Raw genomic sequence first — 16,249 nt, 5'->3', positions numbered from 1 at the left:
CTTCGTGTGGACCAAGACCGCTGACGAGATCCTCGCCAGCCTCGCCCACTACTGCACCAGAATCAATAAAACTATTAACGACTCGGAACACTAGGTAACACCTACCAGGTGGCCAACACCCTTGACCGGCTCGGCCATGAGCATGTGGCATGCGGGCAGACAGAGCAGGCCCGGGCGGTATGGCGGGAGGCACTGGAACTATTCCAGGCACAAGGACGCGACAACGCAGCCGTGCGGGTACAGCGGCAACTCGATGATCTCGATCAGCGGTCAGGCATCGCGTAGCCGGTGTCCAGGAGACCGGCAGGCTCTCGAACAACTCCGCCGCCAACCTGGAATACAACCCATTCCGATCACTGCTCGGTCATCCACAATGGACAGCGAGAACGTGCTTCTCGGCCTTCGATGGGAGACGGAGCGGTTGATACGGCGATGTCCTTCTCGCTCGGTCGCTACGTGCCGGGTTTCCAGGAGATCGATCAGAGCCAGGTCGCGGTTCGATGACCGGCTCATCCGCCGGCGCAAGGAGGCGTTCAGCGCGTATCAGGCGCTCACGCCTCCCCGGGTGCTCACATCGGATGGCGAGACCGTCGCCGGGTCCTACCGACGCCAAGACGTGCCGGCCGTCGCACTGCTCGGCCTCCCGGTTTCCGCTGGGAACGTCGTGGTGAGCGTTCGTCGGATCGCTCACCACGGTCGTTCGACAAGAGCATCGCACGTAGCTTGCGGGGTCGCCGCCAGCGATCACATCGACCGCACGCGCGTGCCCATCAACGGCATCAGCCGTGCTCAGGCGCCGGGGGCGCGGTAGTCGACAGTCTTCCGCGCAGCCTCGTCGACGTCCTCGGGGCGAAGGAGCGGCACCACCCTGGACGTCACGGCCCCAGCGGCCCGCACCGCCATGGCCACGGCAGCCATGGAGACGTCGTCGGGCATTTCGACAACGATGAAGACATCGTCGGCTCCGAACGCGAAGTAAATCGACTCAAGCGTTCCGCCGCACGACCCGACAACCCTTTCAACAGCCTCTCGCCGCCCGGTTCCGCCCTCGACGAGCACCCCCTTCGTCCCCTCGGCGGTGTAGCTGCCCTGCACCAAGTACTTCGGCATGTCGCTCCCCCACTTCACCCTGCAGACGCCCGCAGCCGCGGGTTCCGCTCCCACCATCGGGCACCAGAGCAAGCCCTGCCAACCGAAACGCGGCTCGACGACCGACACCATCCCGTCCCTGGAGACTGGCCCGAAAACGCCCCAGGACCCACGCGCACGTGGTCACATCCCACCAGGGCAACAGGATTGCGCACGCACCCAGTTCCACAACGTCTCATGACTCAAGCCCAGCTCGCGGGCGAACTGGTTGGTCGGGCGACCGGTGGAGAGCACTTCCCAGCTCTTCTTCTTGCTCCGATGAATGGATGGCCTCCTATTGTCGTAACTCTGTTTACGATGGTCGTCACATCGTGACTGCGCCGCCAGGCCCCAACGCGAACCTATGGGTCCGAGAACCTTCCGCGAGCAGGAGACCGCGCGCAGGCGGTGCGTGACATGTGCCGCTCGTGTTCCGTATCGGCAGGAACAAAGCTCGAATGCAGGAACTTCCCCCGATAGCACCTCGTACTTCCGCAGTCACTTGACGTAACATGACGTTGCTGGTAATCGTTATACGTTTTAGGCTCGATTGATTGGATGTGGTTTTCTGATGCAAAGAAAATGGGAAGCCGACGCTACGGCGCCTTTTTCGCGACGTTTGGGCAAATCAGCGCTAGAATTGTCGATGACAGATGAAAATCCGAGCTGTCCGGATATCTGGGAACTGGAAAACGGAGATGTGGCGGTCATCGGACGAGATCTCACCGAGAGCTACCTACGGCGATTGCCTTCGGGCGTGAGCATCGGCCACGACGAGCGGCTTGTCGTCATTCCCGGGAAGATGTTGAGGTCAGCAAAGGGGGATATCGCCGATGAAGAATCCTCCGCGTGAACTGCTGGGCGAGCACCTTTCCCCCGAGGAATATCTCCGTGACTTCGATCCTCGTTTCTGGCGGATCACGGAAAACGATTTCTGGAAGTTCGAACGACGGCAGTCGTTTCAGGAGCAGGGCAACCCGAGCTGGGATGCGTTCGCGCGTGGTGACTGGCGCGAGTCGCTGAAGCTGCTCGAGGACAGAGCGGAAAACCTGAAGTCCTACTTTCGACGAGTTACTGAGCAGGGATTCACGACCTACCGAGTACGTGTAGTCGAAGAGCCTCTCACTCCGTACGTGCAGTGGCTCATACATTCCCAGCGTCAACGCAGCGAATACGGCGGGCATGTGCGGATCGTCGGAGTCGACGAGGTCGCCCCGTTTGAGTCTGATGGGCCCCTTCCCGAGATCGTGACGGTCGGCGGTGAGGCCATCTATCAGGTCCTGTACGACGCCGACGGCGTCCTAGCGGGGGCGATTCGATCGGATGCTCCGGAGGATCTCGCCAGCTGGCGAGATTTCATGATGCGGCTGTACGCGACAGGCGAGGACATCGCCGACTACTTCGAGCGCGTCGTGGAGACACTGCCCCCACCCGATCCCGGCGAGGAATGACCCAGACATCGACAAGTTCCTCGTTCAGGACAGAAAAGGCCGATCCGTGCACACAACGCCAGAGCCGGATGAGCACGACCCGCACAAGCATGCCGCGACGCACTCGGAACTGTCCGGTCGCGCCGCTGACGTCGTCCAGGCCCGCGACGTAAGCGGAGGCGTCCATTTCCATCACCCGCCAGCAGCCGAGCACCGGGCGGATGTGCCCGTGCCGCGTCAACTGCCGCCCGACGTCTGGGATTTCGTCAACCGGGACGCCGAGTTGCAGCGCCTCGACCTCAAACTCCTGAGGCACGAGAGTTCCGCCCGTGTCTCGGCACTGTGCGTGATCGTCGGTACCGCTGGGGTCGGCAAGACCGCCTTCGCCCTGCACTGGGCTCACAAGGTCCAGCACGAATTTCCCGATGGGCAGCTGTACGTCAACCTGCGCGGCTACGACCCCGGCTCCCCCGTCACCCCCCATCAGGCCCTCGAACGCTTCCTGCGTGCCCTAGACGTGCCGGCCTCGGCGATTCCGCGTGAGCTGGAGGATCGGGCGACGTTGTTCCGCTCCCGGCTGGCCGGGCGCCGGATGCTCGTGGTGCTCGACAACGCCTCCGGCCCCGGCCAGGTCCGCCCCTTGCTGCCGGGCACATCGGACTGCCTGGTGCTGGTTACCAGCCGCAGCCGTTTGTCCGGGCTGGTCGCCCGAGACGGCGCCTACCGCCTCACGCTGAACCTCCTCGACGAGGCCGAGGCCACCACACTTCTCCGCAAAGCCTCCGCCGACTACCGGAGCACCGACAGCGTGACCGATCTCGCCGAGCTATCCCGACTGTGCGCACGCCTTCCCTTGGCCTTACGGATTGCAGCCGAACGGGCCGCGAGCCAGCCGACGATACCGCTGCGCGAACTGATCGCCAGACTCCGGGACGAGTCCGAACTTTGGGACGCGCTCACGGCCAGCCACGATGACGAATCCGATGCGGTCCGCTCGGTGTTCGCCTGGTCGTATCGTGGCCTGACCGCCGGCGCTCACCGTCTGTTCCGGCTCCTTGGCCTGCATCCCGGCCCCGAATTCAGCACGCATGCGGCCGCAGCGCTGGTCGAAGCCACCGTGGGTGAGGCCCGACGCCTGCTCGACGAGCTCGTCGGTACGCATCTGCTCGAACAGATCGCACGGGATCGCTACCAGTTCCACGATCTGCTGCGCGCCTACGCTCTCGACGAGGCACGGCATGAGGAGCCAGATACTGCCGGTGCGGCACTGCGGCGGCTCTTGCTGTGGTACCTGCGCACCGCAGATGCGTGCATGGCCACCACGGTGCCGGGAGCGTTCCGCACCTCACTGGCCGAGCAAGCCGAAGGCCCCCCGCCGATGAGCTTCGACGACCAGACCGAGGCGATCACATGGTTCGACCAGGAGCGGTCGAACCTCCTCGCCGCCGCTCAGGCCGCTCACAGCGCGGGCATGCCGGATCTCGCTTGGCAGATTCCCGCCGCGATCCAACGGATGTACGCCCGGCGCAACCACTTCGACGACTGGCGCACCGCCTGTGCGATCGCACTGCCCGCCGTGCGCGAGGTCGGCGACCGCAGTGGCGAGGCCGTGATCATCGAGAGCCTGGCGAAACTGCACACGCAGAGCTTCGAACTCGATCAAGGGATCGAGTTCCACCAAGCAGCCCTCGCCCTTCGGCAGGAGGTCGGTGACAGGATCGGGCAGGTTTCCTCGCTGAATGGAATCGCACTGGCCGCACTGCGGGGCCACCGACTCGACCAAGCACACGACTACTTCGAGCGGGCTCATTCCATGGCGATGGAACTCGACGATCACGCGTGGCAGGCCATCACCGCCAACGGGCTCGCGCACGTACACCTCGAAGCCGAGGACTACAAGCAGGCGCACGAGCTCAACAGGATCGCGCTCACGCTGTACCGCGAGGTCGGCAACGAGGCCGGGGAGGGGGACGCGCTGCGCTGTGCCAGCGAAATCCAACGCAGAACAGGACATCTCGAGCAGGCCCACGAGAGCATTGACCGGGCCCTCGGCATCGCCGAGGAAGCCCGCAACCCCGTTTGGGAAGGATGGTGGCTGCTCGATCTCGGCCGGCTGCAGGTCGCACTCGGCCAGGCCGAGGACGCGCTGGAGACCTACCACCGAGCGGCGGCCCTGCAACGCCGTATCGGCGATCGATCCAGAGAGGGGATCGTGTGGGGCGCTATCGGCCAGGCCTATGCGGCACTCGACCGCTATCCCGAGGCTACTGAGTTCCACCGCACTGCCGCGGAGCGGCACCGCCAGCTCGGCGACCGCTGGAACCTGGCCCTGACACTGACCCACCTCGCCCATGCCCTGACCGCAACCGGTGCGCGAGCCGAGGCCTCCACTCACGCGAACGAGGCGCAACAGACCCTCGCCGAGTTCACCGACCCGGCCGCCAGACGACTCCACACCCAGGTGAACGCTCTGTCAGCCGAGTGCGCTGTTCACCGGACGAGCACCGCACACATGACTGTGAAAGTGAGACCACGATGCCCCGGGTCGCTCTGGTGTCCTTCCGATCCGACCTTTTCGCCGCTCTCCACGCAGGCAGCAGACTGGGAGGGCACGATCCGGTCCTGTACATCTCCGGACGTTCCGCCCGCCCCAAGGGAGACAGCTATCCGAACATGGGCGAGAAAGTGGACAACATTCTCGAAGGGATCCCGCCCGAAGTCGACCTCCTGCTGCCCGGTGACGTTGACGGACTGGCCAACGCACTCCGCGGCTACCGCATCGATGTCGCCGTCGTCTTCGGCCTGTCGTGGAAACTGCCCCCTGCTGTCCTCGACGTCCCCAGGCTCGGCATCGTCAACGTGCACCCCTCAGCACTGCCCAAGTACCGAGGCCCCGCATCGGTGCAGTGGGCGATCCGCAACGGCGACACCCACCTCGGCGTGACCGTCCACCGGATGGACAACAAGATTGACACCGGAAACATCATCGCCCAACACGACGGCATCCGCCTTCCTGAATTCATGACCTACGACCAACTCTGGGACCAGATCACCCCGAGCGTCGAGATCACCCTCGGCAAAGCCCTAGACCTCGTCGCCGACGGATTCCCAGGTATGCCCCAGGACGAGAAAGCAGCGACGAGGGCCCCCTTGATGGAACCGGACTTCAGCTACATCGACTGGTCCGAGCCTGCACACGTCATCCACAACCAAGTACGAACCTTCTACTACGGAGCCGGCATCCCCGGACCATTCGCCGAAATCGACGGGAGCTGGATGCGCATCATCCGCACCCGGCTCGAACCCGGTGACGGCACTCGCGTGGAATGTTCCGACAGGCCGATCTGGATCGTCGAAGCGGAAGCCGCGCAACCACCGACGGATTGTTCGTAGCCGAGCGCACCGTTGGTTCCTCGCTGCACTCTTCAGCCACAAAGCAGGCGTTGCACCGGATTCATCTTGCTCTGGGGTAGCTCCGGCTGAACCACCCCGCCCCGCCTGAACACAACCGGTTCGCTCTCGCCTAGCCACCCCCGGACGGCGGGACAACAAGACGCCGGATGCCCTCGGAATTCATTGGAACCCCGCACAGCCGCATGAACACCGAGGGCTCCCCCGCCGCCGCGTTGGACGGCTCCGTCGGCGGGCACTGCAGCTCCGCCGGTGTCAGCTCGTCGACCTTGACGACAGTCGACCGGTTGGTGCTCGTCTGCTCCATCGCCAGCGACACACCGATGAACAGCGCTCCGGCCGCCACAGTTCCGCCCGCCACTACCGCAACGGCCTTCCCGAACTTCACCCTTCGCCTCCTTCCGCAAGAACCACCTTCCCTATCGCCACACCGCCCTGTCCCGTCACACACCCTGGTAAGCCCCGGAAGCGCACTCGGCCGGAAGGGGCTCAGGCGTCGATGACCAGGTCTTCCAGTGGCTTCGCGCAGCACAGGAGGATCTTGTTCTCCGCTCGGTCCCGGGGGCGGATACCGCCGTTGTGCCGCATGTCCACCGAGCCCTTCAGCAGCGTTGCTTTGCAGGTGCCGCACATTCCTTGGCCGCAGGACGACGGCAGGGTGATGCCGGAGCTCGCCGCGGCATCGAGGACCGGCGTGTCCGCGTCGCACTCGACGGTCCGGCCGCTGCGGGCGAGCCGCACCTCGAATCTCCCGTCGCCACCGGATGTTTCGGGGACCGGGGCGTCGATGGTGAAGCTCTCCTCGTGGTAGTGGTCCATGGCGAAACCGGCTTCCGCGAGCATCAATCGCACTGCGGCCATGTACCCGGCCGGGCCGCAGGTGAACACCTCGCGGTCCAGGAAGTCCGGGGCGATGCTCCGCAGCATGCCGATGTCCAGCCGACCGCGTCGGCCCGCCCAGCGCTCGTCCGTCCCGTCGTCCTCGCAGACGTGGGTCACCCGGACGCGCTCCGACGTGGCTTCGATGAAGTCCAGCTCTCGCCGGAAGATGATGTCGTCCGGGGTTCGGGCGCTGTGCACGAAGACCACGTCCGCCGGGCTGGCCAGGTCGTGGAGCGTCCTGGTCATCGACATCAGCGGCGTCACGCCACTCCCCGCGGAGAGGAACAGGTACTTCGACGCCGGGCGCCGGTGCATCGAGAACTCGCCGAACGGGCCTCGTGCGTGGAGGACCGCACCGGGCACCAGGTGGTCGTGCAGCCAGTTGGAGACCTGCCCGCCCGGCACGCGCTTCACGGTGATCGCCACGAGGTGCGGGCGGGAGGGCGGTGAGGACAGCGTGTAGCACCTGTCGATCTCCAGCCCGTCGACCGGCACCGTGATGGTGAGGTACTGGCCCGGGTCGTGGTGGAACAGCCCTGGCTCGACGGGTTCGAAGACGAACGTCTTCACGTCGGCGGTCAGCTGCTGGACCTGCTTGCAGACCAGCCGCTGGTCCGCCGCGTCCGCCCAGTCGCGCCTGGCCCGGAGGGTTCGCACGCCGGTCATCGCAGGTGCTCGCGGAGGCGGCTGATGTACCAGTTGCAGAAGGCCTCGACCTGGTACTCGGTCGGGGCGTACGGGCCGGGCTCGTACGCCGGGCTGCTGATCCCCTGCTGGGCGCGGGCGACCAGCTGCGCATCCTGCTCGTTGGTGGCCGTCCAGACCTTGAGCAGCGTCTCCAGGTCGTAGTCCACGCCCTCCACGGCATCCGGGGCCACCAGCCAGGTGGTGCGCACCAACGTCCGGTCCGGGGCGGTCGGCAGCGCCGAGAAGGTGACGGCGTGGTCGCTGACGACGTGGAACCAGGAGTTGGGTTGCAGGTGCAGCGACAGGTGTCCGAGCCGGGGTGTCGGCACGTCGCCGAGCAGGCGCCGGCACGCGGCTTTGCCGTCGGTGGTGAAGGATTCCCCGGCGAGGTCGAGCGCATCGCGCTGGATCCGGAACCCGGTCGCGCGGGTGTCCAGCTCCTCGATGAGCTGGTAGGGCAGGCCGAGGTCCTGGTAGGTCTGCCGCTGTTCGGCATCGACTCGCAGGTAGCGCTCGTGCGCCGGGAGCAGCCGCGCGGGCAGATCCTCTTCGGTGTAGCCGTAGGTGGGGAAGAACGTGCGCAGCAGCTCGGGGTGGCCGTCGCAGTGGTAGCACTCCCGGTTGTTCTCCATCACCAGCTTCCAGTTGCCTCGCTCCACCAGGTCAACCTGCGCCGCGACCTTGGCTTCGTGCAGGCGATGCGGCGCCAGGTACGGTTCGATGCGCGCGGCCACGTCGGCGAAGTCGCTCGGCGGTTCGTCGGCGAGGCAGACGAAGACGAGACCGGCGACGCTGCGCGCGTGGATGGGCTTGAGCCCGAAGCAGGTGGGGTCGAAGCCGGACGGTTGGGACGGCGCGTGCCGCAGCGCGCCATCGGTGCCGTAGGTCCACTTGTGGTAGCCACAGACGATGTTCCCGACTGACCCGCTCGGCCGGTCCAGGATGCGGGCGCCGCGGTGGCGGCAGACGTTGTGGAACGACTGGATGTTCTCGTCATCATCGCGCAACACGATGATCGAGTAGGCGCCGAGCGTCGTGGTGAGGTAGTCGCCCGGCTCGGGCAGCTCGGCCTCGGTGGCCACGAAGATCCAGTGCTTCGCGAAGATCGCCGCGATGTCGAGGTCGAAGAATTCCCGGCCGGCGTAGAACGCTGCTTCCAGGCTGTGGCCGACCGCTCGCCGGGCGACGAGTTCGGACGCTTCGATGGTTCCCAGTGCAGTCACTTCCGCGCTCCTCGTGTTCACATGGGCAGGCATAGCCGCAGCGCGTCGAAGACGGCCGCGTGGATGTTGCGGCTGGTCACGGCATCGCCGATCCTGAACAGCCGGTAGTGCCCCGCCTGGTTCCGGGTGGCCTGCTGCGGCGCGAGCGCCAGCAGCGCACGGTGGTCCACCTCGCCGAGGTTGGTCGAATCGGCGAGCAGCTCTTGGTAGAGCTCGTCGTTGGGCAACGTCCCGTTCTCGACGACCACGTGGTCGACGGTCCGCTCGGCCTCCACCTCGGCGTACTCGCTGCGCAGCGTCGCGGTGAGGCGCCCGTCCGGTGTGCGGCGCACCGATCGCAGCCGGTGAGCCAGCGTGACGCGCACCGCGTGCTCGGCGAAGACTTGCAGATATGCCGGCGAATTCATGCTGCCGACGTCCGGCGCGAGCATGCGTTCCGGGGTCACGTACTCGACCGAAGCCCCTCGGCGGGCCAGCACCTCGACGGCGTCCATGCCCGGGTACGCGCCGTTGTCGTCGTAGACCAGCACCCGGCCTTCGGGACGCAGAGCACCGGTGAGAACGTCCCAGGTATCGGCCGCCTCGTCGCCTTCCAGCAACGTCGCGTTCGGCGTGCCGCCGGTGGCGATGACCACGACATCGGGGTGTTCCGCGCGAACTTCCGCTGCCTCGGCCAGCACTCCGAACCGGAAGTCGACGCCGTGCAGCTTGCATTCCTCGACGCGCCAGTCGACCACGCCGATCAGGTCCCGCCGGCGGGGGTTCGCGGCCGCGATGCGGACCTGTCCGCCCGGCGCGTCGTTCGCTTCGAACAGCACCACCTCGTGCCCTCGTTCACCCAGCACCCGAGCCGCCTCCAGCCCCGCAGGACCACCGCCCACGACCACCGCCTTCTTCCGCTCCGCCGCGGGCGTGATGGTGTGCGGGATCTGTTGCTCCCGCCCGGTGGCGGGGTTGTGGATGCACTTGGTGTCGCCGGAGTCGTAGATCGCGTCGAGGCAGTAGCTGGCCCCGACGCACGGCCGGATGCGATGCTCGGCTCCCGCCGCGACCTTGGCGACCAGGTGCGGATCGGCGATCTGGGCCCGGGTCATGCCGACCAGGTCGAGCAGGCCGTCCCGCACGGCGTGTCGTGCGGTCGCGACGTCGGCGATGCGGGCGGCGTGCATCACCGGGACCTGGAGCCGCCGCCTGATCTCGGCGCTGAATTCGAGGAACGGCGCCGACGGCGTGCCCATGGACGGAATGGTCCGGGCCAGCGCGGCATCGCTTTCGATCGAGCCGCGGATGGTGCTGATGAGGTCGATGCCGTCGTCGAGGAAGCAGCGCGCCGCCGCCAGGGCGTCATCGACGGTCAGCCCGCCCGGCCGGACCTCGTCCATCATCATCCGGATGCCGACGATGAAACCGGGCCCGACCGCCGCCCGCACCGCCCGGATCACCCGGCGCGGGAACGACATCCGGTTGGCCAGGCTCCCGCCGTAGGAGTCCGTGCGGTGGTTCGTCGTCGGCGACAGGAAGCTGTCCAGGAAGTGCCCGTACGCCTGGATCTCGACGCCGTCGAGGCCGCCGGCTTCGCAGCGAGCCGCCGCGTCGGCGTAGTCCCGCACGATCCGGTCCAGGTCCCACGGCTCGGCGGTTTTGGGGAACGCGCGGTGCGCGGGTTCGCGCACCGGGGAGGCGGACAGCACCGGCAGCCAGTCCCCCGCGTAATTGCTCGTGCGCCGCCCCAGGTGGGTGATCTGGCACATGACCGCCGCGCCGGCGGCGTGCACGTCGTCGCCGAGCCTGCGCAGCCACGGCACCACCTCATCGCGGTAGAGCAGCAGGTTGCCGAAGGCCGGTGGGCTGTCGGGGGCGACGACCGCGGAGCCGCCGATCATGGTCAGCCCGACCCCGCCGCGCGCCTTCTCCAAGTGGTACAGCCGGTAGCGGTCCTTGGGCAGGCCGTCATCGGCGAAGGCGGGTTCGTGCGAGGTGCTGACCACGCGGTTGCGCAAGGTGAGCTGCTTGATGGTGAACGGCTGGAGCAGGGGATCCGTCGGATGCATGGCGCTCCTCGCGAATTCCGGCCGAGGTGGACTTCTGTGCCCACCAGCGTGGAGCGCCGCAGCCGGTCCGGACAATCAAATGTTCATGCAGCAGATCGTGCAAACTCTTTGCATGATTGACAGTCGACTTCGGGTGTTGCAGCTCGTCGCCAAGCACGGCACCGTCACCGCCGCGGCCCAGGCGCTGCACTACACGCCGTCGGCGGTGTCCTACCAACTGCGCCAGCTGTCCGCGGAACTCGGCGTGGAACTGGTGGTTCCGCAAGGCCGCCGGATCCGGCTGACCTCCGCCGCGCATGCGCTGCTGCACCACGCGGAACTGCTGCACGCCCAGTGGGAGCGCGCCAAGGCGGAAATGGCCGCGCTCGCAGACGAACCCGGTGGCCCGTTCACCCTGTGCGGTTTCTCCACCGCAGCAACGCATCTGCTGCCGCCGGCCGCCGCCGGACTGCGTGACGCCTTCCCGAACCTGAAGGTGCGGCTGATCGAGGCCGAGCCCGCCCGGTGCTTCGACCTGCTGCTAGCCGGAGACGCGGACCTGGCGCTGGTGATCGTCACGGTGGACACCCCGCCGCTGTCGGACGCGCGGTTCGACCAGCAGCCGCTGCTCGACGATCCGCTCGACCTGGTCACGCCACTCGGTCACCCGCTGGCCGACCGCCCGGCGGTGACACTCGCCGACGCGGCGAACGAGCCGTGGATCTTGGGCCGGCCGGACAGCACCTACCACCAGCTGGTGACAACCGCTTGCATGGCAGCGGGTTTCAGCCCGAACATCGCGCACTACGCGGACGAATGGGACACCGGAACCGCACTCGTGGCCCACGGGTTCGGCGTCATCCTGGTGCCCCGGCTGGCACGCCTGCACAGCCATTGGCCGGTCGCGCGCATCCCGCTCCACGGCGAACCGGCACCAGCGCGCCGAATCCTGGCAGTCACCAGGATGGGCGCCCGGGACAATCCAACGATCGCCCACGCACTCCAAGCGATCACCAAGACCGCGGCCGGAATCCTCCCGGCCCAACCCGACTGACCACGACGACTTCGAGCCGAAGCCGACAGGGTTCGACCGCTTCCCCGGTAAGCAGCGGCCAGCAAGTTCCAACGGGCGGCCGGCGTGCCATTCCGGTCAGGCTCGGGCGGATGCGACGATCGAGCCTGATGGCCCTCACTGCGACGAAGTCGCCCTCACCAGCGCGGAGACCGAGCTCTGCACGTGCGTGCAGAAGGACAGGGTCTCCGGGTGCGTGGGGGTGCGTGGCCGGACGAGGTGGACGGTGATCGGATCCGCATCGGAGATCGGGACGTAGCGGATGCCCGGGTACGGGTAGCTGTGCACCGTGCCTTCGGTGGTGACACCCACGGCGTCACCGGTGGCGATCACGGTGAGCCATTCGTCGGCGTTGGCGACGTCGAACGTCCGGGGACGTCGGCCTCGCGGCCACAGCTCGGCGCTGGTGGTCGCGGCGGTGGCGCAGATGGCGACCGGCCGGCCGGCGAGGTCGGCCAGCCGCACGGATTCCGCAGCGGCCAGCGCGTCGTCGCCCGCCACGGCCGCCAAGCGGCGCTCCTGGAAGAGCGGAACCGCCTGGAACTCCGCACCCGTCGGCGGCCCGGTTCGCAGAAAGGCGATGTCGAGCTCCGCTCGACGCAGCGCGGCTTCGGGGTCGTCCCTGCGATAGACCCGTACAGGCGTGCCCGGGAACTTGTCGCGCCACTCCTGCAGGAGCGGGATCGTGAGCTCGCCGAGCGTCGCCCAAGCGAAGCCGACCCGCAGCGGACGGAGTCCGGCTTTGGCCTCGGCCAGCGCATCATCCAGTTGGTTGAGCACGTGGTGGGATCGCTCCCACAGCCGACGGCCGGCTTCCGTGAGCTCGAGGCGGCGAGTCGTGCGCTCGACGAGGCGAGTGCCGAGCCTGCTCTCCAACTGGTCGAGGGTGCGCGACAGCGCGGGCTGGGACACGTGGAGGACTCCCGCGGCCCCGGTGATGGTGCCCTCATCCCCGATCGCGGCGAGGGCTCGAAGATGCCGCAACTCCACATTCATAACCACAGATTATAAATCCGCCGCAAAGAGCATTTCCCCCCGCGCCAGAAGCGAACGTAGCGTCGATCGCATGCGAATCCTTCTCATCGGGGCGGCAGGCAGGCTCGGAACCGCGGTCAACGAAGCGCTGACCGACCGCGGCCACGACGTGCTCACCGTCGGCCGCACCAGCGGCTCCCTCCGCTTCGACATCGCCGACCCCGCCCAGACCGCCGCGCTGTACGAGCAGGCCGGGAACGTGGACGCAGTGGCCAGCGCAGCGGGCGATGTGCCGTACAAGCCGGTCACCGACATGACGCCCGGCGACTACGAGTCCGCGTTCCGGGGCAAGGTGCTCAGCCAGATCGAACTGGTGCGCCAAGGGGTCTCCCGGGTCGCCGAACGCGGCTCGTTCACCCTGATCACCGGTGCGCTGTCCCATGAACCGATCCCGACCGGCAGCGCCGCGGCGATGGCCAACGGAGCACTGGACGCCTTCGTGCGCGCCGCGGCGATCGAGATCGCCCCGCAGCGCATCAACGCCGTCAGCTCGACGATCTTCACCGAAAGCGTCGAGAAGTACGGCGACTTCTTCCCCGGTGTCCGACCGGTCGACGTCGCCGACGTCGCCCAGGCCTACGTCCGCTCCATCGAAGGTGCCCAAACCGGCCAGGTGTACTCGCTCAGCTAGCCACAGCCGGACGGGCCGTGCCCCCAGCGCGATCTCGTGGGCGCGCCCGGGAGTGGTCCATGCGGGGCGGGATCCCTGCTGCGGAGCGGTCTGCACGCAGACCGACTTCGCGGGGATCCCGCAAACCCCTGATCGTGGACGGCCTTGCGGGGTTCGCGGGATCGGTCATCTAGTTGCCGACCACGATGGGCGAGATGACCATGTGACCAGGTTGAACTCGGGAAGTGCGAGGTGCGTCCATGGCGGAGCAAGCGGCGAGCCCGTCGCCCGAGGCCACCCGATCGCCGACCGACCGCGTCGTCTTCGGCATCACGGCGCTGCTGGTCCTGTTCTTCCTGGGTTGGGGTATCGCCTCGCCGGCGACCCTCGGCGCGTTCGCCGAAGCCGGGCTGCGCTGGGCGGTGGACGACATCGGGTGGGGGTTCGCGCTGGCTGCGACGGGGTTCGTGGTCTTCGTCGTTTGGCTCGCGTTGAGCCGCTACGGGGCGATCCCGCTGGGCGGTGACGACGAGCAGCCGGAGTTCCACACGCTGTCGTGGATCGCGATGATGTTCATCGCCGGCATGGGCATCGGCCTCATGTTCTTCGGCGTCGCCGAACCGCTGGCGCACTACGTGCAGCCCCCGCCGGAAACGGTGCCGCCGCTGACCCAAGCCGCTGTGCGGACGTCGTTCGCGACAACGCTGTTCCACTGGACGTTGCATCCGTGGGCGATCTACGCGGTCGTCGGCTTGACGATCGCATACGGCACCTTCCGCCGCGGTCGACGTCAGATGATCAGCTCCACGTTCGTTCCGCTGCTGGGGCGGCAGGGTGCGGTCAAGCCGCTGGGAAAAGTGATCGACATCCTCGCGCTGCTCGCGACGCTGTTCGGCTCGGCGGCCTCGCTGGGCATCGGCACGCTGCAGATCAGCAGCGGGATGCGCAGCGCGGGATGGATCGACGCCGTCAGCACCCCGGTGATGGTGCTGATCATCGGCGTCCTGACGATCTGCTTCGTCGCCTCCGCCGCCTCCGGGGTCTCCCGGGGAATCCAATGGCTGTCCGGCATCAACGTGGCCCTCGCAGCGCTGCTGGCGCTGTTCGTGCTGATCACCGGGCCGTCGGTGTTCATCCTGAGCCTGATCCCGACGTCGATCGGCAACTACGTCAGCGACTTCGCGGAGATGGCCGCGCGCTCCGGGGCCACCGGGAGCGAGGCCGTTGATGAATGGCTTTCATCTTGGACCATCTTCTACTGGGCGTGGTGGATCTCCTGGGCGCCGTTCGTCGGTACGTTCCTGGCCCGGATCAGCCGGGGACGCACGATCCGGCAGTTCATCGGCGGCGTGCTCCTGGTGCCCAGCGCGGTCAGCGTGGCCTGGTTCGCGATCTTCGGCGGCACCGCGATCGACCTGCAGCGCGGCGGTGCCGTCGACGTGGCCGGCTCCGGCGGGGAGGAAGTGCAGATCTTCACCGTCATCCGCGCGCTGCCGATCCCGGCGGTCATCACCGTGCTGGTCATCGTCCTGGTGGCGATCTTCTTCATCACCGGGGCGGACTCGGCTTCACTCGTGATGGGCAAGTTCTCGCAGCGGGGCACGATCTCACCGCGGAAGTGGATGATCGTGTTCTGGGGTGTGGCCACCGGATCCGTCGCGGCGATCATGCTCATGTCCGGCGGGGATCACGCCCTGGAGGGGATCCAGAACCTGACGTTCCTCGCCTCGGTGCCGTTCGCACTGGTCATGGTGCTGATGTGCGTGGCCCTGAGCAAGGACCTGCGAACCGACAGCCTGATCCACCGCCGGGAACGAGCGGAACAGATCCTCGCGAAGCTCGTCGACGCCGACGAACACGAGCCGGCCCGGCGGGACGACGAGCCTGGCAACAACGATGCCGAGAACCCGCGAACGGCCCGGCGGGGCGAAAATCCCCCGGAACACGGCTGAAAACGCCGACCACACCTCGCGCCGCATGCCTGCGCGAGCAACGCCGGAGCGATCCGGCCTTTAAGACGTCGTGGATCCGGCCGGCGTCCGATGCCAAGCGCTCCAAGCGAGTTGGGCGAACGGAACGATCACCAGCAGGTCGACGACGTAGACGACCCATTCGAGGCGAAGAACTCGGCCCAGCGGAAAGACGACAGCGGCGAGGCAGATCAGGACTGCGACCCACGGCGGCGACATTCGGGTCCAGAAGAGGAGCACGCCGAACACCAGCAAGGCCAGCGGGAAGGTCGGGCCCGGTAGCCACAGCACCAGAAGGCTCTGCGGCGGGTAGTCGCCGAAGCGCGCCAGGGCCACCTGTTCGTGGAAGCCGAATACGCCTTCGAAGAAGCCCTGCAGCCCGAACGCGATGCTGCCGAACATCCCGATCAACAACAGCAACAACCACAGCCCGGCCGCGAAGGGGATGCGTTCGCGCAACCGTTCGTATTCCCCGATCAGCCCGTACACCCAGGGCACCATGGAAAGGGCGATCAACATCCCGCCGTTCACGCCGTAATGACCGTCGACCCAGAAGAACGGCGATGCAGCGAAGATGACCGGGCCGAGGAAGAGTGCCGCCGCCTGCAATCGTTGCACGACCATCGGCGCAGGTTAGGACCCCTGCCAACGGCCCGCAACCGAACTGTGCACCGCAATTTCCATTGAGGTGATCTCAGTAAGAATCGTTTGTGGGTGCCGATCGGAAACGTGGCAGGTGATCGGCTGAGACATGCCCGGAGGAAGTGGGGC

At 67.1% G+C, this 16,249-nt stretch carries 14 protein-coding genes and 1 pseudogene; 8 read left to right on the top strand and 7 right to left on the bottom strand.

Annotated features, from left to right (window positions below; translation table 11 throughout):
• Positions 1–108: 108 nt before the first annotated feature.
• Positions 109–285, top strand: coding sequence for a hypothetical protein (locus AC07FN_RS44510; RefSeq protein WP_478401137.1), 177 nt, complete (start codon positions 109–111; stop codon positions 283–285).
• A 504-nt stretch (positions 286–789) separates the two neighbouring features.
• Here AC07FN_RS44510 and AC07FN_RS44505 read toward each other — a convergent pair.
• Positions 790–1,110 (bottom strand): GYD domain-containing protein, encoded by a 321-nt coding sequence (locus AC07FN_RS44505; RefSeq protein WP_478401136.1) that lies wholly within the window; start codon positions 1,108–1,110, stop codon positions 790–792.
• A 664-nt stretch (positions 1,111–1,774) separates the two neighbouring features.
• Between AC07FN_RS44505 and AC07FN_RS44500 the strand changes: the two genes are divergently transcribed.
• From AC07FN_RS44500 to AC07FN_RS44485, 4 genes and pseudogenes are all read left to right on the top strand, one after another.
• Positions 1,775–1,981, top strand: coding sequence for a hypothetical protein (locus AC07FN_RS44500; RefSeq protein WP_478387004.1), 207 nt, complete (start codon positions 1,775–1,777; stop codon positions 1,979–1,981).
• Complete coding sequence (locus AC07FN_RS44495) at positions 1,962–2,579, top strand: DUF6879 family protein (protein ID WP_478401135.1); 618 nt, start codon at positions 1,962–1,964, stop codon at positions 2,577–2,579. The genes AC07FN_RS44500 and AC07FN_RS44495 overlap by 20 nt, the downstream gene beginning before the upstream one ends.
• A 46-nt stretch (positions 2,580–2,625) precedes the next feature.
• Positions 2,626–4,491: pseudogene (locus AC07FN_RS44490) on the top strand (ATP-binding protein); the annotation flags it as partial.
• A 602-nt stretch (positions 4,492–5,093) separates the two neighbouring features.
• On the top strand, positions 5,094–5,951 hold the full coding sequence (locus AC07FN_RS44485; protein WP_478401134.1) for a methionyl-tRNA formyltransferase: 858 nt from the start codon (positions 5,094–5,096) through the stop codon (positions 5,949–5,951).
• A gap of 130 nt (positions 5,952–6,081) precedes the next feature.
• Here the strand turns inward: AC07FN_RS44485 and AC07FN_RS44480 are convergent, their stop codons facing one another.
• From AC07FN_RS44480 to AC07FN_RS44465, 4 genes are all read right to left on the bottom strand, one after another.
• Positions 6,082–6,357 carry a hypothetical protein gene (locus AC07FN_RS44480; RefSeq protein WP_478401133.1) on the bottom strand — a complete coding sequence of 92 codons (276 nt, stop codon included), beginning with the start codon at positions 6,355–6,357 and terminating at the stop codon, positions 6,082–6,084.
• A gap of 101 nt (positions 6,358–6,458) precedes the next feature.
• Positions 6,459–7,517, bottom strand: coding sequence for an FAD-binding oxidoreductase (locus AC07FN_RS44475; RefSeq protein WP_478401132.1), 1,059 nt, complete (start codon positions 7,515–7,517; stop codon positions 6,459–6,461).
• Complete coding sequence (locus AC07FN_RS44470) at positions 7,514–8,761, bottom strand: aromatic ring-hydroxylating oxygenase subunit alpha (protein WP_478401131.1); 1,248 nt, start codon at positions 8,759–8,761, stop codon at positions 7,514–7,516. The genes AC07FN_RS44475 and AC07FN_RS44470 overlap by 4 nt, the downstream gene beginning before the upstream one ends.
• A gap of 17 nt (positions 8,762–8,778) precedes the next feature.
• Positions 8,779–10,812, bottom strand: coding sequence for an oxidoreductase (locus AC07FN_RS44465; RefSeq protein ID WP_478401130.1), 2,034 nt, complete (start codon positions 10,810–10,812; stop codon positions 8,779–8,781).
• A 112-nt stretch (positions 10,813–10,924) separates the two neighbouring features.
• Here AC07FN_RS44465 and AC07FN_RS44460 point away from each other — a divergent pair, with 112 nt between their 5' ends.
• On the top strand, positions 10,925–11,845 hold the full coding sequence (locus AC07FN_RS44460) for a LysR family transcriptional regulator (protein ID WP_478401129.1): 921 nt from the start codon (positions 10,925–10,927) through the stop codon (positions 11,843–11,845).
• Positions 11,846–11,980: 135 nt separating this feature from the next.
• On the opposite strand, the gene AC07FN_RS44455 is transcribed toward AC07FN_RS44460, so the two are convergent.
• Entirely contained in the window at positions 11,981–12,859 is an 879-nt protein-coding gene (locus tag AC07FN_RS44455; protein ID WP_478401128.1) for a LysR family transcriptional regulator, read from the bottom strand.
• A 70-nt stretch (positions 12,860–12,929) separates the two neighbouring features.
• Between AC07FN_RS44455 and AC07FN_RS44450 the strand changes: the two genes are divergently transcribed.
• Together AC07FN_RS44450 and AC07FN_RS44445 are read left to right on the top strand one after the other, a co-directional pair.
• Positions 12,930–13,529 carry a short chain dehydrogenase gene (locus AC07FN_RS44450; RefSeq protein WP_478401127.1) on the top strand — a complete coding sequence of 200 codons (600 nt, stop codon included), beginning with the start codon at positions 12,930–12,932 and terminating at the stop codon, positions 13,527–13,529.
• Positions 13,530–13,768: 239 nt separating this feature from the next.
• A complete protein-coding gene (locus tag AC07FN_RS44445) occupies positions 13,769–15,460 on the top strand; it encodes a BCCT family transporter (protein WP_478401126.1) in 1,692 nt (563 codons plus the stop codon).
• Positions 15,461–15,520: 60 nt separating this feature from the next.
• On the opposite strand, the gene AC07FN_RS44440 is transcribed toward AC07FN_RS44445, so the two are convergent.
• On the bottom strand, positions 15,521–16,096 hold the full coding sequence (locus AC07FN_RS44440) for a hypothetical protein (RefSeq protein WP_478401138.1): 576 nt from the start codon (positions 16,094–16,096) through the stop codon (positions 15,521–15,523).
• Between the last annotated feature and the right edge of the window lie 153 nt (positions 16,097–16,249).

This window comes from Saccharopolyspora sp. NPDC045941 (assembly GCF_056431445.1).
Note: the sequence above shows the minus strand (reverse complement) of the source record. Positions and strands in the feature narration are given on the sequence as shown.

What these genes read in the sequence shown, in the direction of transcription:
- AC07FN_RS44505 (WP_478401136.1), bottom strand. Translation starts at nt 1,110, where the DNA reads ATGCCGAAGTACTTGGTGCAGGGCAGCTACACCGCCGAGGGGACGAAG.
- AC07FN_RS44500 (WP_478387004.1), top strand. Translation starts at nt 1,775, where the DNA reads ATGACAGATGAAAATCCGAGCTGTCCGGATATCTGGGAACTGGAAAAC.
- AC07FN_RS44495 (WP_478401135.1), top strand. Translation starts at nt 1,962, where the DNA reads ATGAAGAATCCTCCGCGTGAACTGCTGGGCGAGCACCTTTCCCCCGAG.
- AC07FN_RS44485 (WP_478401134.1), top strand. Translation starts at nt 5,094, where the DNA reads ATGCCCCGGGTCGCTCTGGTGTCCTTCCGATCCGACCTTTTCGCCGCT.
- AC07FN_RS44475 (WP_478401132.1), bottom strand. Translation starts at nt 7,517, where the DNA reads ATGACCGGCGTGCGAACCCTCCGGGCCAGGCGCGACTGGGCGGACGCG.
- AC07FN_RS44465 (WP_478401130.1), bottom strand. Translation starts at nt 10,812, where the DNA reads ATGCATCCGACGGATCCCCTGCTCCAGCCGTTCACCATCAAGCAGCTC.
- AC07FN_RS44460 (WP_478401129.1), top strand. Translation starts at nt 10,925, where the DNA reads ATGATTGACAGTCGACTTCGGGTGTTGCAGCTCGTCGCCAAGCACGGC.
- AC07FN_RS44455 (WP_478401128.1), bottom strand. Translation starts at nt 12,859, where the DNA reads ATGAATGTGGAGTTGCGGCATCTTCGAGCCCTCGCCGCGATCGGGGAT.
- AC07FN_RS44450 (WP_478401127.1), top strand. Translation starts at nt 12,930, where the DNA reads ATGCGAATCCTTCTCATCGGGGCGGCAGGCAGGCTCGGAACCGCGGTC.
- AC07FN_RS44445 (WP_478401126.1), top strand. Translation starts at nt 13,769, where the DNA reads ATGGCGGAGCAAGCGGCGAGCCCGTCGCCCGAGGCCACCCGATCGCCG.